Raw genomic sequence first — 18,937 nt, 5'->3', positions numbered from 1 at the left:
TTGAATAATCACTTAATCAGATATCGACCATAAACGCCAGATCTGAAACCCTTTTAAGAAATAGCATTTATCTGACAAAAGTCCATAGGCCAAAAGTGGAATAGGTGCGGAACCTGTCTTAACAATCAATACCCGAAAGCAACTTCGTGACATTATCCAAATAGCAAGGGAACCACTATCGCCGTCATAATACCGTTTAAACACAACCCAAGTGTAGCCATAGCGCCGGTATGTTCATTCATTTGCAGTGCCTTGGCTGTCCCCACAGCATGAGCGACTGTTCCCATTGCGATCCCCTGAGCCTGAAGCGAGGTGACTCTGCAAAGCCGGAAAACCAGATCTGATACCACGGCGCCAACTATGCCGGTTATGATTACAAAAACTGCAGCCAGTGCAGGAACGCCGCCAATTTTTGCGCCCGCCTCCATCGCCAGCGGTGTGGTGATGGACTTAACTAACATGGTCATTTGAATAGCCAACGGGGTATCAAAAATATACACCACAGACCAGGCCAGCAACGGTGCAATGATACCGCCTGCGCCGACGGCAGCTATCAAACGCCACCCCAGATCTCTGACCTGATGCCACTGGTTATACATGGGGATCGCAAGCGCAACGGTCGCCGGTCCCAGCAACCAGTGAATTAACGCGGCATCCAGTTGGTACTGACGGATGTCACCGTGAACAAGTGCGATAGTCATTCCAACCCCGCTAGCGGTGACCACCAGAGGGTGCAGCAAGGGGCTGCCTTTGACAAAACGATGAATATTGAGCGCGAGCACATACCAGGCAAGCGTTACGCCTATCCACAGCGCACCGTTGAAGGTCAGCGTGGCTTGCACTACACCAGCAAAGTCATGAAAAATCAGCTCAAGGGCATCCACTACGGTCATTTGGACGTTGCAATCCGCTTATTCAGAATTTTCTCAGCAGCCATTCCAGCCAGCCCCAGTGCGACTGTCGTTGAAACGAAAATAGCGCCAATCAGTGCTGTACTGTGCTGTGCGATATCATCCCAATACAAACCCACTCCTAATACGGCGGGAATAAACAGTACTGACATGTGCTTAAGTAGCGGTGAAGCAGCAGCCGTGATGGAGGGTGACGGCTGCCCACGAAGAATCAGGAAGGTAAGCAAAAGCAGTAAACCCGTCAATGCGCCGGGCAACGGAAAGTCAAATAAAAGCACCAGTAGCTTACCGGTGACGAAACACCCAAGAAGGCCCGCCCAGCCTGTAAGTGACTTTTTGATGGTTTTCATTTTGCAGTCAAATGGTTATCCATAACCGCAGTGTACCACTGAAACCCGGTGTTACCACAAAGACCATGGTCGTACAAAAAGACTAACCCAGTGGCTGGTTCTGCCAGTGCGTCATGTAACAGCGCCGGCTGATTTTAATCATAGTGCCGGTGTCCATCTCCAAATAATGCACCCCGGGCCCCTGATGTATCATCTGTCTGACTCTGCTCAGATTGACGACAACAGAGCGGTTTGCGTGTAAAAAGTTATCATTGTCGAGCCTGCGCAATAGTTCGGTCATGGTAGAGCGGACAATATGATTTTCACCGCAGGTATAAACACACATGTAGTCACCGGCCGCTTCAATCCAGCAGATATCATCAGGCTGCAGACAGCACCACTCGTTTCCTGAGCGCAGCCCCACCACACCTGCCCGCTTTCGACTGGCACACTGGCGACGCAATATCGCCGCTAGCGCCTCCTGATTGACACCAAACTGCTTACACAGGCCCTCACTGATCCGCTGATACTGATCCCGAAACAGCTGGCGTTTTGCATTTTGCGTCACGTTTTCAAGGCAACAATGCAACTGGCTTTTATTAACCGGGAGCTGCAAAAAACCGTCAGCAGCAACCTGAAATGCCGATAGCGCATCGCCGTTAGATGAACCGGTGACAACACAATGCATGCCGTCACATAGCAGACCGTCAAGAGCAGCAAGGGTCGCCTGACTGGCAAACACCACCGATGAGGGATAGCTTATAAGCAAGCGCTTTGCATCATCCAAAGTGTTGCAGCATATCGTGTGCACAAACTCACGTTGCTGGCTGAGTGCATCAACCAGGCTTTCTGCACACGTATCGTTTACATTCACAATAACAGCCACTAGCGCGAGTTGCCCCAGGTCCAGCTCGCGCGAGGCAAACGTGATGTCTTCTGCCAGGCCGGAAAAAAGGGCTGTCTGTGAAGGCGACAGCCCAACCTCCAGGGGAAGAGTGACTTTTTTCATCGCTATCACACTATCGTTTCGCCGTCAGAGTCCGGTCAGTGCTGTGTAAACGTGCGGCCAGAAATTTGCCCGAATTACCGGCACTGTGGGTGGCAGCGAAAGTCATCATATTCTGACCATTACAGACAAGGCCTTCATCGAGCGTGCGATAATTAAGACCGCTGCGTTTCACCGCGAGATGCAAACGCATAGGGTTATCTGCTTTAATTGCCTTACAGATATTCACCAGATCGTTTTCTATTTCAGCGGGATAGCCCGCGGCCTGCACTGCGCCTGTGAAAAGGACACCAGTGGCGATAGCGGCAAAAAGGGTTTTGCGTAGAGTAAATGCTTTCATAATGTATTCCTCGGTTGTGAAATGCCGGGATTACTGCATGCGTCCGGCGACAGGATTACAGTAGTGAAGAAAACGTGTAAGGACTGTGACAAAACGGTAAACAACGGCTATTTGAGATATTGCGATAAACGCGCTATAAATGCAGTTAAACTGACGCCTGCAGCCGCCGTTTGTCGCGGGCTCCACACACTTTGAAACAACCTGATTTACGTGCATACAAGGATGTAAAAATGTTAGAGAATCAGCCTTACCATCTGATTAGAAAGCATATGCGCCCCGGTGACATCATCGCCTTTGGTGGCAACAGCCTTTTCTCTCGCTGGACAAAACTGACAACCCGTTCTGTGGTGACACATGTGGCGCTGGTGATGCAAACCAAAATGCTGGATGACAGCACCGGTCGTTACTTTAACCAGGTCATGGAAGCTACCGTCTACGAAGGCAAAAAAGGCGTCATGACAAACCGTCTGAGCGAGCGAGTTGATACCTATGATGGCGATATATGGTGGTTGCCATTGAGCGATGGGGCCCGGCAATGCTTTGAAAACAATAAAGTAGATTTTTTCAACTTCATGTTTTCGCAGCGGGATAAGAAATATGACGTGTTGCAGTTGTTTGGCTCTGCGGTTGATTTTTTGGACGACCATCCGTGGTTCGGTCGCTTTAGTTATAATGAGGAGGATTTCAGCAGCTGGTTTTGCTCAGAACTGATTGCTGAAGGCCTGGAAACTGCCGGGATCGTGTCTGGTGTGAACGCGTCTGAGGTGACTCCCCACGATATTTGCCGATTCAATATTTTTGACAATCGTTACGTGCAGTTAAAAGGAGACGGAAAAATGATAACCGGCTTTAATTCTGTCGATGCCACGAACTGGGGCCAGATTGCGTAAAGCACATTGCTTACATCGACACTCGCTAATTACTTCGATACTCACGAAACAGCGATGCCATGAACGCGCAAAAAGCAATAAGCGTGCTACTTACCCAGCAGCCCGGTAACTGTTGCTCTATGTCGTATTGGTTAATTCAGATAGTGGTAATGCAGCGAAGACTGGCAAGCTGCCGGGCTTGACATGTTGACTGACTACTACGTCGGGCTTTTATAACAAGAAAACCATCACAGCTCGCACTTTGCACAGTTTTTTTGAGCAAAGCACGATGCCATTTGTCGGCCAGAGACTTGCCTGGCGTGCTTAAAAGAAGCTGTCCTGATGGATTTTGATGAACATTGATGTGTCTGACTTGCTGTAATCGATTTTGTACTCTTTGCCGTTGAGCGTCTGTACAAACAGCAGGGTTTTCTCATCGCTGAACACTTCACCGGCAGTCAGATCTACCAGTTCCATATCCATCATCTTCGCGTCCCGTTTGTTTTCAGGAATTTTCCCTTCGTATCGCTTTATACCTTTGTAGGTTACGATAATCGGAGGATTCTCATCACCGTTCAGGATGAGTAAATCAAGTTTTCTTATCTTATGAATAAGGGTGTTGCGACCGCTTACCAGAAAGGGCTTTTCTGTCATTGTTATCTCCGCGCTGGCGTGCCGTGTTAAATCAATATAAATAAATTTGAAAAAAAGATACCAAATAAAGAGGGCAGTTGCACTTACTACCTTACTGATTGTAGGCAATTTCTTAACTATTGCTCAATCCTTCTGTTGAAATGCCTTCGCTTCCGGACTGGCAAAATCAGGATTATGCAAAAACTGCTGGTCTGTCAGGCTTTGCAAAAATGCGATGAGTGCGTCTTTTTCCTCATCTGTTATGCTGAACCCTTTAATAAACGGGCTTTTGTGCGGATTGGTTACGCCTTCACCGCGTCCCCCTGCGGCATAAATATCTATGACCTCCGCCAGTGTTGCCACGCTGCCGTCATGCATATAGGGGGCGGACACTACAATATTCCGTAACGTCGGCGCCCTGAACTTCCCCATGTCCTCTTTATTAAACGAAACCGCATACAATCCCTGATCTGATTCAGGATAGGCGCCTTTGCCGTCTTCATTATAAAGGCCAGTATTGTGAAACGGGCGTAAGTCGAGTTGCTGATATGCGTGCTTTGAAGACTGGGTAAAATTCACGCCGCCGTGGCAGTGAAAGCACTCCATTCGTTCAGAGAAAAACAGGTTCATCCCCTGAATTTGCTGTTCGCTTAATGCGTCATCCTGTCCGCCGTAGGCGTAGTGATCAAATGGACTGGAGAATGACACCAGACTGCGCACGAAGCTGGCCAGTGCTTTCACGATGCGATCCCATGTGGGCTTGGGATCACCAAAAGCCTCATCAAACAAAGATTGGTAATAAGGTGACGTAAACCTTTCCAGAATCAGACCTTCACTTCCTGTAACCCCAAGCTCGACCGGCCTTTCGTTAAACAGCGGGATCAATAGCTGCTGTTCAATATGATCCAGCCCCTGATGGGCCCATGTCAGACTGCCATTATAGGCCACATTCACCAGCGCCAGCGCGTTACGATCGACCTTGTCTCCGGTCGTGCCGGTAGAATGTCTGGTGGCTTCAGCAAAAGCAAACTGCTGCTTATGGCAACTGGCACAGGATTGCGCGGCGTTGACGCTTAATGCCGTGTCGTAAAACAACGCCCGGCCAAGCGACACCTTCTCTTGTGTCATCGGGTTATCTGCCGGGACTACCGGCTCAGGAATATTATAGGGAAGGTTCCACTCATAAGGCTCTGGCTTATCAGAACAGGCTGCGAGACACGCAGCCACCACCAGCGCTACTGCCAGTCTAACCATGGTCTGTGCAAAAGGTTTTTCAGTAACTGACCACAAACCGGGTTCTCCGGTGACTCAAACATGCAACCTTCGGATTGTGTCAGGTCCACCTGTGACAGCATCACCGGTACAGACAACGACAAATCCAGTTCCCAGTCGAGCTGCGTCATCGGCAAAATCATTTCCACCCGGTTGGTAAATTTGCAGGCCTTTTCTGGTGGACGCATCGCTGACTCCGACTCACAACCCACACTACCAAGATGATAAGACCAGGTTTGTGAAGGCTGTTGGCTATTGTGAATATCCAGCCGGATAAACTTGTGCCCCGCCTGCCATGACCAGAACATGGTTGAATCGTTTAATGGTGACGGCTGCGTCAGCGGGTTAGCGTGGTTCTCGTCAAACGGCAGCCCCACCATGAACCGCAGATTCGTCGCCAACTGCATCAGCTTCTCAGAGGCGTTTATTTTTAGTTTGGTGTTACCGGCTTTATCTCCACCGCAAGACGGATGGTATTTAAGTAATGCCACCTTTGCGGTTTGCCATTCATTTTGTGTGAAAGACACCGCCTGCCACTTACCATCAATGCGTACTTCAGGGTTACTCACATAAAGTCCGAAATAATCGACGATCCAGTCTGTGTTATTGATTTTCATGGTCATCGGACAGGTTGAGGTATCTACATGCTTGAGGTGAACCGGAATGGTGCCGGCCACACGTTCGTCCGGGAACAGGGTATCGCAAGCGCTGAGCGTAAACAGTAAGCATACGCTGACAGCGGTGCGAGTAATGACATTGCGTAAAATTTCCACTTTTTATCCTGGTCTGCTAACGTGAGTTTCTGATGGTTTCAGGATGAAAAACACGATGAAAAACGGCGTTATTCCACTCATACTGCTCGCTCTTGGGATGATGAGTCAAGCAGCGCATGCACATAGCGAGCACGACAAGGCACGATTTGTTGCCGCCGGCGGTAACGATCAGGGACGCTGCGACAATCGATTCAGGCCCTGCAAGACCATAGCCTATGCCGCACAACAGGCCAGTAAAGGCGATAAAGTACTGGTTGCCAGTGGCGATTACCCCATTACTACTCAGCAGGACCTGTTTTATCTGGTTAGCGAAATTGTGCCGGTAAAAGGTGGCTTTAGCCGCGTGGATCATTTCCAGATCCAGAATCCCGGCATGCATACCACTACACTGACAGGCGTGCCTGCTAAATATGCCGAGACGTTGCATAAGCAAGGTTTTCTGGTCATTGCTGACGGCAAGCGCGACAACAAGCTTGCCTCACTTGCCTCTGATGCTATGTCTCTGATGAACAGTGCGCAGTCGGCAGCACCCTGTAACGAAGGCGAGTCCGCTGGTTTTGCTTGCCGCAACCTGAGCTTGTTGTCTCATGTTCCGTTAAAAGAGTTAGGGCAGAATTCTACCAGCGCCAATGATATATGGGGCCATGTTGACCTCAACACCGGCAGAGAATACGCCATTATCGGGCTGCGTAACGGCGTGTCTGTTGTGGATGTTACCAATCCTGAGTCGCCAGTGGTTGCGGGCAGCCTTTCCGGTGACTGGACGACCTGGCGTGATATCAAGGTGTATCAGTATTACCATACCGCATCACGCGAGTGGCGAGCGTACGCCTACATCACCGCCGATAACGCCAGCGAAGGGTTATGGATCATCGATCTTAACGATTTGGAAAATGGCATCAGCGAAGCCGGCAGAACCAATGACGACAGCCGCGCCCACAATATCTATATTTCGAACGTCGATTACTCGCTCAATATCGCGTTGCCGGGCACAACGCCGCAAATTCATATCACAGGCTCTGAAAATTATGGCGGGGCGTGGCGATCTTACTCTCTAAAGAACCTGCAATCTCCCGGCGCCAGCTACCTGCCTGAAGGGCTTAACCGCAGTGACTACACACATGATGCGTCCTCGTTGTTTATCACCGATTCCCGTGCCACCACTGACTGCGTAAATGGCGATGCGAACGGCTGCCTGGTGGTGCTGGATTTCAATGAACAAAGCATGCGTATCTGGGATCACACCTTAACAGACAGTGCTAAAGAACTGTCCTCTGTCAGCTACCCTAATGTGGAATACACCCACAGCGGCTGGTGGACCGAAGATGGCCAGTACGCCATTGTTCACGACGAACTGGATGAGTCTTATGCCGGCCTGAATACTACGGTGCATTTTTTTGATATCAGTAGCCTGACCAGCCCGCAACTGGTGGCAACGTGGACAGGCGATACCGCTGCCATCGACCACAACGGCTTTGTTCGCGGCGACAGATATTACATGTCTAACTACGAAAAAGGGTTAACGGTTCTGGATATCAGCGACCCCACTGCCCCACTGGAGGTCGCAAATTTCGATACCTTCCCAAGTTCGGACAACACCGCCTTTAATGGCGCATGGGGCGTGTACCCATATTTACCCAGCGGCAACCTAATAGTCAGTGACATTCAGGGCGGCCTTTACGTTATCAAAGACGATTCTGTCGCCATGGAAGACAACCAGGTAAGTTTTGAATCAGATGACATATCAACAGCGGCTGACGGCACTCTTAATGTTACGGTGACGCGCACCGGCGATGGCGCGATGTCAGTGTTTTACAATACCCTGTTTGGCTCTGCCAGAACCAACGACTTTACCGCAGCAGACGGCGAACTTAGCTGGGCAGCTGGCGATACCGATGCCAAAACCATCAGCATTCCTATTGCCGCTAACGTCAGCAGTGAAACCTCTGAAAGCTTCTTTCTGAGACTGTTTAACCCTCAGGGTGGCTCTATCACACCGGGCAAAGGATTAACACAAATCACAATAGCCGGAGAAGACAATGTCAGTAGCGGCGTAGTAAGTTTTACTGCAGCCGAGAGAACCGTGCTTGAGCCGAACACCCAGCTTGCACTGGAAGTAGAGCGCCAGGGCGGCAGCAGCGGCCAGCTTACTGTAAAATACGCGTTGCGTTCAGATACCTCCGTGGTTAGCAGTGACGTTGAAGAAAACAACGGCGAGCTGACATGGAACAACGGCGAGGCAGGCGTGAAAACCATTGTGCTTACGCTGATTGACGATGACGAAGAAGAAGCTGAAGAATCATTTTTCGTTGATTTAACGGCATCGGACGAAGGGCTGTTCGGCGACTATGCCAGCATCGCGATTACCATTAAAGATGATGAGTCTAATGAAGCGCCGATCGTCAATGCAGGGAATGATCAGACCGTAAACGCAACCGCCACCGTTACCCTGATGGGTACGGCAACCGATCCGGAAAATAATCTTGTAAATGTTCAGTGGTCACAAACCGGTGGCGACAGCGTGACTCTGCAAAATGCTAACGCTGTGGAAACGTCGTTCTCTGCACCATCAGAAGCACAAACACTGACGTTTTCGTTAACAGCGGTGGATGAATTTGGCGTAGAAAGCACTGATACCCTAACCGTTGACGTGGAATCTAACGAGACAACGCCAGTAGCCCCGCCACCGGTTAATAACTCATCAGGCTCGGGGGGCGGAAGCACAAGCATTCCACTATTACTGGGGCTGGGTGTACTCACCCTGATGCGAAGAAAGCGACGAGGCTGATAAATCGGTCTGACCAGGTTGCTCGTAATTTGGTCAGACTGCACATTTTGCACCTGAGATGGGGTGACAAGGCAAAAAAAACTGCTTATACTGCGCCCCGCTTGTAAAAACATTCGTTTTTACATCAGAACACTTCATAGGCCCCATAGCTCAGTTGGTTAGAGCATCCGACTCATAATCGGCAGGTCCCCTGTTCAAGTCAGGGTGGGGCCACCATTTTTCCTACGTTTCAACGATAGTTACTACTAACCTGATTCGGTTGGTGCTACCTCTGTGCTACTTAGTAGCCTTATCACAACCTAGCTCAACGATAATATTTTTCGCTTCAATAGTCCCTTATCTATCAACGTTATAAAGGTCTCTGTAGTTCCTCCATTTCTGTATTAGAGGTATACAGTTCCTTCTTTGCAACTGATATCTACCTGTGCTTTTGTATGTACAAACATCAATCAACATTAATGGGACCTCATTAATAAATAACAAGAACTTTAAATTTCTTCTGATATCGAAACACTTACTTGTTCAACCCGGCGCTGCCCTATCGCTCGAATAACCGCCTTTGACTGGTCAAATAGCGCAAGGTTGAATCCAGCACTTACTGAGCTGCTATAGATAACGCCGTCATACCGACTTTTCTTAATAAATTCACACAAATATTGACTTGGCGTATAGTCAAAAGCAGCAGCCATTTGTCTTACAGGGCGCGTAAGCTCATGCCCTAAACGCTCTAAAAACACCAGGTCAGTTCGCATCATTCCAATGTCTTGTTCATCTTCCAGCATAAAAGGAGATACAGACTGTCTTGGCGCTCGCAAGTCGACCAGCTTAAGTATGTTTGGTAGGTCAAAACTCGCAACGCAGGTCATGTCACCAGTATGAGGTCTGATTTCCGATATTGCCGTTTCGACGGTTGAGCCCAAATAAAGATATGGGATCCCGGCCGGATTAGCTCGACCATGAGATGCCACCTTCGAAGGGGGCGCGGACATTTCTTCGTTCGTGAAAAGCTCGTCTTTTGTCTTTGTACGGGCACGAAACCATCTGCTCTGTAACTCATTGGTACCTATTGATATGTGCGACAAAAGCTCTTCAAGACGATCCAAGTCAATCTCTGTCTCAGGGAAATACCTATTTTTATGCATCAACTCAAGTCGAAGCTCTTCCCATTTCCCAAGCCGGTTTGATCTATAGAGTTCTGAGGGCACAAAACTTTTACGCACAAACTCACCATCATCGAGTAGATCAGCAAGTAACATCTGTACTTGAGCTATCGTCATTCGTTCGTGTGCAAATAAGCTCCAATCGTTTTTGAGTAACTCAGCTATTAACTCGCCTTGTTCACTCATATCGTAGGTATTAAGCAGAGAGGCAAATTTATCTTCTAATTCAGACGGTGCGACAAGAGCCACATTGCGAGAACCACAGTAATCACATACACCAACAGCTTCTGATAAAAATTCAATATGGGACTTGAGGCCGCTATCGCCAAAACAATTTGGACAACAGTTCATTATAAAACCTACTTGTCTTTGAAGTAGTCAGCGAGAACTTCTATGTGATGCTGCATCGAGAGCTTCTTAACGTAGCCTAAGCCAGGAAAGTGCTTTCTTGCGTGAAAGTCACGAAACTCTGCAATCGCATTTGTAGCCAGAATCTTGGAATCAGGTTCATCCAATTTGTGAATTAGTTTATTCAGGGCTTCCAGAAACTTCCCTGCGGGATCTTGCGGTGTATCCTGGCGGTCGGAGATGAAATGATAAACAAACATTGCATCATCTTGTTCATCGTCAATAAATGTTAAATGTATTGCAACCGCATAAGCAGGACCACCACTTTCAGAATACTCATCTCCGACAATAAGAAAGTCGCCAAACCCTTGCATGTTTTCCATCAAATAAGTTGCATGCAGATCAGAGAAAAACTCAACGTCAGGATGCTCTCTGTTTTTCCGCTTTTCAAAGCCGTCACGGATCAGGATTTTCGTGGTAGCACTAAAAAAGTATTTCTGATAAAGCTTGCCCGCCTTATCGTCATAGAAACAATGAGTAATATCGTTAAGTTTATCCCCAAGAGCCTGACTTAACGCTTTTGCGTTAGAAAACCCGGAATGAATGAGTGTAAGAGCATGATTTTCATGTGTTTGGCAACAGCTCGTTGCCTCTTCTAATGACATGTCGCCGGTCAGAAGTATTCCCGCAGAGACACCGTCTTCATCTTCAAAATGGTCTGCCAGAAGTTGTGTTAATGAATCTCCGTTCCCGGAATAGTCACCATGGAAAGGGTTTACGATAACAACTGCTTTCCCGCCCGCCTCAACAACAGCCTCTAAGGCTCTTTTAAGTCCATTAAGTGTTTCTTTTACCGGCTCAATAATAGGAACGAAGTTGGCCTGCGCCATTAACTCAGCATTATTTCGAATGGTAATTAGCTCATTCTGCTTACCACGAAAATAAGGATAATACATCGCCATTTTCTACATCCATTGTAACGCTTCATCTAACGGCGTATTTACCGCATCAATAAGCCTTTGTTGATCTGACTTTCTTATTGGAGTTGTTAATGCTGCAGAACGTAGTGACAAAGGAAGGTTTTCAACAACCTGCTTTAATGGCAACAGGCTACGAGTTTTTTTCAAAACCTCTACCAAGCCTTTATGTGCTTCCGTGGAGGATAGTTTAGAAAAGGCTTCTTTATACACTGCATACTGTTCGGTGTTTGGCACATCAGGGCACTCGACACTAGCTTTATTCAGAATCAGTTTTGCCTCGTTAATTCTTAACGAATCAAAAATAGCAGAAGAACAAGTACGTTCCGGTAACTCCTGAGCTCGTCTTACCTCAGAAATATTGTGCCCACTAGTCAAAACATTTATACCCACATCTTCCGGAACACTATTTAAAACAGCATCCAGATGATTTTCGCCTGTAATGACATAAACCTTAGCAAAGACATTGCGGTACGCTGAGACCTGCTTGGTAAGCCTGGTCAGAGAGTCACGCTCTGACTTGATTTCGTAAACGGTTCCGGTGCCGTTTAAAATGACAACATCTGCTTTGCAATCACCTACTCTGAACTCTGTAAGCATCGACGCTGTATTTAAAGAGTGGCGGCCAAGCAGTACATTTTGGGTTAAAGCAGATTTATAAACGTACTCATGTCGGTTATCTTTCTTTTTCAGAATAGAGAAAGCATCCTCAAAGGCATCAGCAACGTTTCCATGTGATTTCTGAGATATTCCCCCTGCTTCACTAATCAGCCGAGCAAACAGCGGAGACTTACCTTTGCGCGCAAGTTCCTTAACAACGCTGGAAGAGAAGAGCCTGGATATGGCTGAAATGTTGTAATCTTGAGATAGGTTCACAGTAAAATATTGTTATAGCTTTTAACTACTCCATGTATTATTCAAGTGTATTGTATAGGTTGTTAATTGCAATGAAAATACGGCTGAGGTGCAGATTTTGACTGTATTCTTAACCTTACCAACAACACCGATGCAAAATATCTTCTAGCGCAGTGAGTTACACCACTGATACCCGGTTACTTCAGCTTTATTACTACGTACTATTCCAAAAAACCTTATTGAATCGCCTTTTTTATTCCATATCGACTGACAAGACATTTAATCACTCCTGAATACTGCATATATCATCTTCCAGTTGACTCAGTAGCTCCATCGCTCCAAACGCATACAGTACAAGCTCCAGAGCATCATCATCTGCACTGCTATTTCGGTAAAATGATAGCTTGTCTAAATCGCAATCAATCAACAGAGTATTCAAAACCTTCTTTAGGGACCTGAATTTTGAAAACAGTTGCCCGTTCTGCTCCAACGGAAAAACGGTGTTGGCAAGCTTTGACTCTTCAATCAGCAAGCTCCTCTTCACCCGTTCAAATTCAGGCCTGAATGATATAAGCATTTTTTCCAGTTGAGCCAACCTGCCGTTGTCAGACCAGGCTCTGTTCCATGTTTCACTCCATTCATGGGGAGACACCCTTGCATGACACTGAAAAAACGACCATCTAAACGCCTTGGCATCACTTATTTTCTCTTTTGGCGAAGGTTGTCCAAAAACACTCTCAAAGCTTGAGCAACAATGGTCTGCCTGCTTTAACAACTCTTCAAACTCACCCTCTGACGGTATTGGCCCGCCACTACGAACAATTTCAAACATCACATTATGAAGATAGCCCGAACCATTCGTTGCTGCCTGAGCGTGGCTGGTTAGCATTTCAGCAGTATCGAATAAAACATGCCTTAAAGGGCGAGGGTCTTCTCCAACAACGGAACAATTGTCGTACTTCTGTATTTCTTTGGCCAAGTTTACAAGGCTGGAGTAGGCAAATTGAGAAATTTTGAATATATTAGGCTTTAACTCTTCAACAGCGTGCGTGAGCTGCAGAGACGCCGAACTGTGGTGTGTTGCCAGTGCGCTGCGCGTTGCAAGAAATTTTGATTCCTTGGTTATTTTCAGTGCAACAATTGCAGTTATAGCGGCTGCTATACTTGCTCCTGCAGATAAAAAGGAAGGTAAAATTTTCAGCCATTCGTCCATCTATTTACTCTACTTCATAGTGGAAGGCAGCACAGGCTTTCCCTTAAGCTGGTTTTCGCTAGTATTAAACTTTTTCATGAGATCGACAAGAGTATCTTGCAGCCAAGGGGCAGCATAGGGTGATACTCTTACTTCTTCTATCAGAAAACTTAAATCAAGGGGTAAGTTTACGCCTATGGGGTATCGTTCAATGTTGCTTTTGATGAGTTGCCCATCTCTTGCATATGGCTGTTCAGAATCCATCAGTTCAGAAACAAAACCAAGGTCGGTAAAACAAAGCCTGAATTCATTCTCGAATTTATATGGATAGCTTTTGCAAAACACATGTGAGTTAAAAAAACCGGAACTAGCGGGCCGCTCGGACTCATGATCTAAATATTGAATCATCCCTCCGGATATAGTGAAATCTTTATTCTTACCCATGGAATCAATCAGTCTGCCTACGGAAGTTCTTACCGCGACGCTATTGTCACTATCACAGTAAGCTTTCCACATACCATATGACTCGTGTTCATCTTGGTTCCAACAAGAGACATACGAATTATAGACAGATACCTCGGCTAATTGTTTACTCATTTCAATTTGTGACTTAATTATTAAATCCCGAGGTATCTCGGTCATACCCGGTTCAGGTTGACCACCGAATTGATGTTTTCCTTTTCCAGTGTACTGAGGAGCCCAAGAAGTATTAAGGATCTGATCTTCCTCATCGATAAGGGAGAGACGAGGAACCTTTCCTTCCAGCGGATCCAACGCCCAATTCTGATCCAATCTGGAAAGCCAAATTCCATTAGAGGATATAAGTGACAAGAATTTTGCTAATCCCATGTATCGCCACAACGAGGCATCACTACTAAGCTGCCTTTTCCCTCCATGCCATTGAAATGGCTTTTTTTCGCAACACTTACTCGACTTAATAATCTCTACATTAGACGATGCCGCCCAATCTAAAGTCGCTTGAAATTCTTCGGAATCTGACTCTTCCACGTTGAAGTTGTATGTAGATTCACCTTCCTTCACAGAAACGTTCAAATGCCTCACAACACCGTTAATGGCTCTTTGATCTGTCACATACTTCACCTGCAACAGCGAGGTCATTTTATTCTTTACTAACGTTAAAACGTCCACTAACGTATTCTCTCAAAATATACGTAGTCCATCCTAAAAAAGTCTCGGATAGCATTGAGATGAATGTCAAAGCTTCTTCATCTGCTTTAAAAACGCGACTATCTTCCCAGTATTTATCGGCAGCTCTGATACCTTCATTCTCTGCCAATACGCCAGAACATCTCTAGTGTGTGAGTTCGGTTCGGGGGCTCGTCCTGGACTCGTTTTACAATCTCCCACAGGTAAAGCCAGGTTCACGTCTCCCTCGATGATTCGGATTATTATGCAAACAGATGTACTTTGAGCATGCAACTCGCTAACTGTGTTGTGGATCCAGTTTTCATGGATTTCATCAACGTTCTTTTCTTCGCCGTTAATACTAATCCGAATCATAATTCTCTCCCTGATAGGTATGTGGTTATGTGTTCATTTTTCAAAAAGGTTTACTGGAGATTACGAATAAACAATCCCCAGAACATTTCCGCACAACCTTGTTGGGTGAGCTCTTTCTCTCTGTCTTGTCCGAACGATTGCATACCCATAGTGGATAGCTTCAGGATGTAACCATCGTCAGTAACGGTTGCCATTTCATTGAACGAGTTGGATCTGCCAGAATCGTTGTGTGAAAAGTTAATGCTTCTGCTGCTGCCGAATTCACTACCGCCGTACCATACTGAGCAAGCTGATTCTCTATTTCCGTTTAAATATACAGACGCAGTAAAACTGGTTTCATCCATCCTTTTAAAACGTGTCTGGATTTGTGAGTTGCGTTTTGCAAGCTCATCAAGTGAGCCGTCGAAAAACCGTGCTATATATTCGTAGCTGTTTTCCAGAAAAACGTCACGGTCGTGGTCGTTAAACTGCTTTTTAATGGCAAGGTTACTTGAACGTGGATGCGAATCAATCACACCGTTACCCACTTTTGGTGCGACTTGAGGCTTTAAGGCTTTTTCCCGGGTGGGAAACTGTTCCAGCGCGTCCCGAATGTCCTTCGAAACAATAGAAAATGCCTCATGCATATTTGCGTACATCGACACTGGCTTACCGTCGGTAGGTGTCGCCCTAAGCTCACCAAAAGGCGCACTGTGCCAGTCGCACGGGTGTAGAACAACCGGTATAACTATAGCTGTGCCGTCGCTATGTTTATCAAGCGCTCGTTGCATTTCAATGTCATAACAATAGTCAGACGCCAGGAAGTGCGCGCTTACGAGAAGCAAGATAACGTCGGCATTTTCAAGCTCTGATGAAATGGATGAGTCTATATCGCTACCAGCGGTAATACGACGATCATGCCAGGTGATAATTTTGCCTTGACGCTTTAGCATCGCGAGATGTGTTTCCAGCTCATTGCGAAGCTCTTCATCTTTGTGCGAATAGGAGAAAAACAGGTTAGGCATGAAAATTCCTTTTTATAGTAAAAATGATTAGCAACTTGATAAAAGCCTTGTATTGAAACCCACGGATAGAATTTAGCACCTACATCCAAGCTCTACAAAGCTACTCCCAAATGGGCTTCCTATGCCGCTATCTATTGTTTTCTGTCCAGCAAGCTATTCCCCCTGCTCCATTGCTTCAGCACGCAACGTCTCTCAGGTATCGAAACCTGACAGCCCAACTCTTAGAAATTATAATATAAGCCATCTGCATCAAACTCTAGATGCTTGTTGCATAAAAATTCTCGGCACTGATTGAAAATTAACGGCCTAATTTCATCGAGTAATTGAAGCTAAAAATAGAGAAACGTCATCCTAATTAATGACTAGATAACAGCATGTTCAAAGCAGTTAAGGCGGGAATAACTGATGTTACCTGCTCAGAAGAGGTAGACTTCGGTGATCTCCGGTCTGAAATGCCCCATTTCTTGGGATGTAGTTTCCAGTGTAAACCTCCCCTAGAATAGCAGCTTCCATTTTCTCTGCGGTCACATATACACCGCGTCACTAAATGACAGCATTTTGCTTTATTTCACGGCTACACCGAAGTCCATTGCACGAATTTCACGCCAATTGAAGACAAGGATTCTCCCTAAGCATGTCCGTCATTTGTTCACTGGGAACAGGTTTGGCATACAGATACCCCTGTCCGTAATCACATCCCATCTCTACTAGCATCGCTGCCTGCTCCCTATTCTCAATACCCTCAGCTACCACTTTGGAACGGAACGATTTTGACAGCGTTAGTGCCGTAGCAACGATGGCCTGGTGCTTGTGATTATCGTGCATATCGAAAATAAACGTACGGTCGATTTTTATGATATCCACATCCAATTCTGCGATATAGGCCAGTGAACTCATTCCGGTTCCGAAGTCATCTATTGCCAGTAACACACCTAACTGCTTGAGACTTTCCAGGCGCTGCTGGATGCTATTGATATTCTGGCTGGTTTCATTTTCCGTCAGTTCAATTTCCAGTTGCTGAGCTTCAACCCCATTTGCATCAAGTTGCTCACTTATGAAATCGATGAGTCCGGGATCTAACAGATTATAAGGTGACAGGTTAATTGCAATTGGCACATGAATGCCTGATTTCTGCCATTCAGCAAGTTGTCTGATACTGTGGCGAATAACATAGCGACCAAACTCCTGAATACGACCACTATCTTCTATTAAGGCAATGAAGGCACCAGGCGGTAATATGCCCTCTTCGGGATGATGCCAACGCGAAAGTGCCTCTACCCCGGTAATTTCACCTGTGGCCAGTGCCACTTTGGGTTGATAGTAAAGTCTGAACTCTTCTCGCTCCAGAGCTTGCGCGAGCTCGGTTCGAAGCCGCAGACTGGCTTTGTATTTCTCTGAATCCGGTTCATCGAAAATCACCGCGCCACTATGTTGCTGCTTTGCTTTGTACATCGCGGTATCAGCACTAACAATTAGCATTTCTCCGGAACCAGCATGCGTTGGGTAATGGGCAATTCCGATACTGGCTCCGGTTTGAACGGCAAGGTGGTTAATCATCACGGGAGCATTGCATATTTCAACCATCTTTTCGGCAAGTGCTTTCGCCGTGTCTATCTGCATGCCTGACGCCCAGACAATAAATTCATCGCCTCCCATTCTTACCAGCACCTGGCTATCAGCCAACAAACTTTTTAAACGTCTTCCCACCTCCACCAGCAAGGTATCACCAGCGGTGTGACCGAAGGAGTCATTGACCACTTTAAACTTGTCGAGGTCGATGACAAACAAGCACCCTTCGGTTTCTTGCCGAGCTGTATCCGGCCTAGGTTTATCCGCTGCCTCGCCCAACTCCCGCTTCAATAAGTCAAGCAGAAACAACCGGTTGGGTAAGCCTGTTAAAGTGTCATGGGTAGCGATCTTCGCCAGTGCATCATTTTTCTGCTGTACGCGTTTTGCGATAAAAGAAGAGAGGGTGAGCGCCAGCCAAATTGCGATCCAAAAAACGATTAGCGATACAATAGATAGCCTTTTGGCTACCATGCTCATGGTTCGTTCCAGTGCGGTATTGGACTGAATTAACTGAACCCGGTATTGCTGCCCCTGGTAATCGTGCCAGAGAAAATCGCCTGTTGCAGTGGTTACCTGCCCCTGCGAGTCCTGCGGTTGTTGGGAGATAGCATTTAGCAGTTCGGGCACACTAGAGGAGGGAATTTTGTTGGCGTATTCCCAGCTCGCGTCATGGCCTGTAACCCGAACAAATACCGCCAAGTCCTGATTCTCAGCAAACAGGATCCTGGCCAACTCCATCGCACGTTCATCCAGAGATTTACCGCTGTTAGCCAACTCGTTGTGAATGATTCGGGCTTGCAGATTCATGGCATTGAGCTCTGTCTTAACACCTAATTCCGATGTCAGACGATAAGACACCACAACGTAAGTGACAGACACAAACAGTGCCACACTGATGCAAGCCAGAATTAACCTGTTTCTGAATGACCTATCCTTGGTAAGTTCTGCAATCTGAACCATTTACTGGTGCTTGTTTTAGTCTTTGCTGCGCGTATCTATACCTGCAAGGTGATAAATCGGACACCATCCGCTGAACAGAGATATCAGATTAAGCAAACCAAAAATTCCGAGTAATATTTCAATAATTGGCTCTTCAATATAGTCGCCATTGAACAACGCAAACGCTGTAACAACAATGCCAATGATTCCACGCAACGATCTGTCTAATGTATTAAGGTTCTGAGTTACCTGCATTTTAACCCCCACTCTTTTTCCAAAAGTATAATGCATACCTAATATGTTTACTATATGAACGATAGTTTAAGCGCCGTAACGCCCACGGTAGTTATCAGAGGTCTCGTGTTGCCACAGAAAGTGAAGGGGAAGTACCGTTATCTCGGAAAAGACAGCCCCGTGGAGGGCTAAGAAGAAGTCTCACGCATCGGCCGCA

At 46.7% G+C, this 18,937-nt stretch carries 18 protein-coding genes and 1 tRNA gene; 3 read left to right on the top strand and 16 right to left on the bottom strand.

All coding sequences use genetic code 11. The features are described 5' to 3' along the window. Positions 1 to 152 precede the first annotated feature (152 nt). The 4 genes from JKP77_RS06105 to JKP77_RS06090 form a co-directional block, all read right to left on the bottom strand. Positions 153 to 893: an LrgB family protein gene (locus JKP77_RS06105; protein ID WP_218310317.1), complete on the bottom strand. Its 741-nt coding sequence runs from the start codon at positions 891 to 893 to the stop codon at positions 153 to 155. Beyond that, the gene (locus JKP77_RS06100; RefSeq protein WP_218310316.1) at positions 890 to 1,261 is read right to left on the bottom strand and encodes a CidA/LrgA family protein; all 372 of its coding nucleotides are present in this window, start codon (positions 1,259 to 1,261) and stop codon (positions 890 to 892) included. The genes JKP77_RS06105 and JKP77_RS06100 overlap by 4 nt, the downstream gene beginning before the upstream one ends. Before the next feature lie 82 nt (positions 1,262 to 1,343). Continuing rightward, entirely contained in the window at positions 1,344 to 2,249 is a 906-nt protein-coding gene (locus JKP77_RS06095; RefSeq protein ID WP_218310315.1) for a LytR/AlgR family response regulator transcription factor, read from the bottom strand. Positions 2,250 to 2,259: 10 nt separating this feature from the next. Continuing rightward, on the bottom strand, positions 2,260 to 2,586 hold the full coding sequence (locus tag JKP77_RS06090; RefSeq protein WP_218310314.1) for a DUF3718 domain-containing protein: 327 nt from the start codon (positions 2,584 to 2,586) through the stop codon (positions 2,260 to 2,262). Positions 2,587 to 2,816: 230 nt separating this feature from the next. On the opposite strand from JKP77_RS06090, the gene JKP77_RS06085 reads away from it, so the two are divergent. Continuing rightward, positions 2,817 to 3,476, top strand: a complete 660-nt coding sequence (locus tag JKP77_RS06085) for a hypothetical protein (protein ID WP_218310313.1) — start codon at positions 2,817 to 2,819, stop codon at positions 3,474 to 3,476. Between the two features lie 303 nt (positions 3,477 to 3,779). On the opposite strand, the gene JKP77_RS06080 is transcribed toward JKP77_RS06085, so the two are convergent. The 3 genes from JKP77_RS06080 to JKP77_RS06070 all read right to left on the bottom strand — a co-directional run bounded on the left by JKP77_RS06080 (position 3,780) and on the right by JKP77_RS06070 (position 6,133). Next, positions 3,780 to 4,109, bottom strand: coding sequence for a hypothetical protein (locus JKP77_RS06080; protein ID WP_218310312.1), 330 nt, complete (start codon positions 4,107 to 4,109; stop codon positions 3,780 to 3,782). A 123-nt stretch (positions 4,110 to 4,232) separates the two neighbouring features. Next, positions 4,233 to 5,342 (bottom strand): methanobactin export MATE transporter MbnM, encoded by a 1,110-nt coding sequence (locus JKP77_RS06075; protein WP_218310375.1) that lies wholly within the window; start codon positions 5,340 to 5,342, stop codon positions 4,233 to 4,235. Continuing rightward, complete coding sequence (locus JKP77_RS06070; RefSeq protein ID WP_338024841.1) at positions 5,324 to 6,133, bottom strand: MbnP family copper-binding protein; 810 nt, start codon at positions 6,131 to 6,133, stop codon at positions 5,324 to 5,326. Before JKP77_RS06070 ends, JKP77_RS06075 begins: the two co-directional genes overlap by 19 nt. 43 nt (positions 6,134 to 6,176) lie before the next feature. Here JKP77_RS06070 and JKP77_RS06065 point away from each other — a divergent pair, with 43 nt between their 5' ends. Both JKP77_RS06065 and JKP77_RS06060 read left to right on the top strand, forming a co-directional pair. After that, positions 6,177 to 8,921 (top strand): choice-of-anchor B family protein, encoded by a 2,745-nt coding sequence (locus JKP77_RS06065; RefSeq protein ID WP_246601095.1) that lies wholly within the window; start codon positions 6,177 to 6,179, stop codon positions 8,919 to 8,921. Between the two features lie 139 nt (positions 8,922 to 9,060). Continuing rightward, positions 9,061 to 9,137, top strand: a tRNA-Ile gene (locus JKP77_RS06060). Between the two features lie 272 nt (positions 9,138 to 9,409). On the opposite strand, the gene JKP77_RS06055 is transcribed toward JKP77_RS06060, so the two are convergent. The 9 genes from JKP77_RS06055 to JKP77_RS06015 all read right to left on the bottom strand — a co-directional run bounded on the left by JKP77_RS06055 (position 9,410) and on the right by JKP77_RS06015 (position 18,741). Then, positions 9,410 to 10,432, bottom strand: a complete 1,023-nt coding sequence (locus tag JKP77_RS06055; RefSeq protein ID WP_218310311.1) for an RES family NAD+ phosphorylase — start codon at positions 10,430 to 10,432, stop codon at positions 9,410 to 9,412. An 8-nt stretch (positions 10,433 to 10,440) separates the two neighbouring features. Further along, the gene (locus JKP77_RS06050; RefSeq protein WP_246601094.1) at positions 10,441 to 11,391 is read right to left on the bottom strand and encodes a sce7725 family protein; all 951 of its coding nucleotides are present in this window, start codon (positions 11,389 to 11,391) and stop codon (positions 10,441 to 10,443) included. Positions 11,392 to 11,394: 3 nt separating this feature from the next. Continuing rightward, entirely contained in the window at positions 11,395 to 12,282 is an 888-nt protein-coding gene (locus JKP77_RS06045; RefSeq protein WP_218310310.1) for a sce7726 family protein, read from the bottom strand. A gap of 262 nt (positions 12,283 to 12,544) precedes the next feature. Then, the gene (locus JKP77_RS06040; RefSeq protein ID WP_218310309.1) at positions 12,545 to 13,474 is read right to left on the bottom strand and encodes a hypothetical protein; all 930 of its coding nucleotides are present in this window, start codon (positions 13,472 to 13,474) and stop codon (positions 12,545 to 12,547) included. Between the two features lie 9 nt (positions 13,475 to 13,483). After that, the gene (locus tag JKP77_RS06035) at positions 13,484 to 14,602 is read right to left on the bottom strand and encodes a hypothetical protein (protein ID WP_218310308.1); all 1,119 of its coding nucleotides are present in this window, start codon (positions 14,600 to 14,602) and stop codon (positions 13,484 to 13,486) included. A gap of 66 nt (positions 14,603 to 14,668) precedes the next feature. Continuing rightward, positions 14,669 to 14,974 carry a hypothetical protein gene (locus JKP77_RS06030; RefSeq protein ID WP_218310307.1) on the bottom strand — a complete coding sequence of 102 codons (306 nt, stop codon included), beginning with the start codon at positions 14,972 to 14,974 and terminating at the stop codon, positions 14,669 to 14,671. 50 nt (positions 14,975 to 15,024) lie between these two features. Next, positions 15,025 to 15,978, bottom strand: coding sequence for a TIR domain-containing protein (locus JKP77_RS06025; RefSeq protein ID WP_218310306.1), 954 nt, complete (start codon positions 15,976 to 15,978; stop codon positions 15,025 to 15,027). Positions 15,979 to 16,578: 600 nt separating this feature from the next. Beyond that, positions 16,579 to 18,507: a putative bifunctional diguanylate cyclase/phosphodiesterase gene (locus tag JKP77_RS06020; protein WP_218310305.1), complete on the bottom strand. Its 1,929-nt coding sequence runs from the start codon at positions 18,505 to 18,507 to the stop codon at positions 16,579 to 16,581. A 15-nt stretch (positions 18,508 to 18,522) separates the two neighbouring features. Further along, positions 18,523 to 18,741, bottom strand: coding sequence for a YgaP family membrane protein (locus JKP77_RS06015; RefSeq protein WP_218310304.1), 219 nt, complete (start codon positions 18,739 to 18,741; stop codon positions 18,523 to 18,525). Positions 18,742 to 18,937 lie beyond the last annotated feature (196 nt).

Source organism: Alteromonas antoniana, from assembly GCF_019249295.1.
Taxonomy (GTDB): domain Bacteria; phylum Pseudomonadota; class Gammaproteobacteria; order Enterobacterales; family Alteromonadaceae; genus Alteromonas; species Alteromonas antoniana.
The sequence above is the reverse complement of the archived record's forward strand: the minus strand, read 5'-3'. Positions and strand labels throughout refer to the sequence as shown.

Coding starts and splice junctions, on each gene's coding strand:
- JKP77_RS06040 (WP_218310309.1), bottom strand. CDS start 13,474: ATGGACGAATGGCTGAAAATTTTACCTTCCTTTTTATCTGCAGGAGCA.
- JKP77_RS06050 (WP_246601094.1), bottom strand. CDS start 11,391: ATGGCGATGTATTATCCTTATTTTCGTGGTAAGCAGAATGAGCTAATT.
- JKP77_RS06090 (WP_218310314.1), bottom strand. CDS start 2,586: ATGAAAGCATTTACTCTACGCAAAACCCTTTTTGCCGCTATCGCCACT.
- JKP77_RS06020 (WP_218310305.1), bottom strand. CDS start 18,507: ATGGTTCAGATTGCAGAACTTACCAAGGATAGGTCATTCAGAAACAGG.
- JKP77_RS06080 (WP_218310312.1), bottom strand. CDS start 4,109: ATGACAGAAAAGCCCTTTCTGGTAAGCGGTCGCAACACCCTTATTCAT.
- JKP77_RS06015 (WP_218310304.1), bottom strand. CDS start 18,741: ATGCAGGTAACTCAGAACCTTAATACATTAGACAGATCGTTGCGTGGA.
- JKP77_RS06055 (WP_218310311.1), bottom strand. CDS start 10,432: ATGAACTGTTGTCCAAATTGTTTTGGCGATAGCGGCCTCAAGTCCCAT.
- JKP77_RS06075 (WP_218310375.1), bottom strand. CDS start 5,342: ATGGTTAGACTGGCAGTAGCGCTGGTGGTGGCTGCGTGTCTCGCAGCC.
- JKP77_RS06065 (WP_246601095.1), top strand. CDS start 6,177: ATGAAAAACACGATGAAAAACGGCGTTATTCCACTCATACTGCTCGCT.
- JKP77_RS06025 (WP_218310306.1), bottom strand. CDS start 15,978: ATGCCTAACCTGTTTTTCTCCTATTCGCACAAAGATGAAGAGCTTCGC.
- JKP77_RS06095 (WP_218310315.1), bottom strand. CDS start 2,249: ATGAAAAAAGTCACTCTTCCCCTGGAGGTTGGGCTGTCGCCTTCACAG.
- JKP77_RS06030 (WP_218310307.1), bottom strand. CDS start 14,974: ATGATTCGGATTAGTATTAACGGCGAAGAAAAGAACGTTGATGAAATC.
- JKP77_RS06085 (WP_218310313.1), top strand. CDS start 2,817: ATGTTAGAGAATCAGCCTTACCATCTGATTAGAAAGCATATGCGCCCC.
- JKP77_RS06105 (WP_218310317.1), bottom strand. CDS start 893: ATGACCGTAGTGGATGCCCTTGAGCTGATTTTTCATGACTTTGCTGGT.
- JKP77_RS06100 (WP_218310316.1), bottom strand. CDS start 1,261: ATGAAAACCATCAAAAAGTCACTTACAGGCTGGGCGGGCCTTCTTGGG.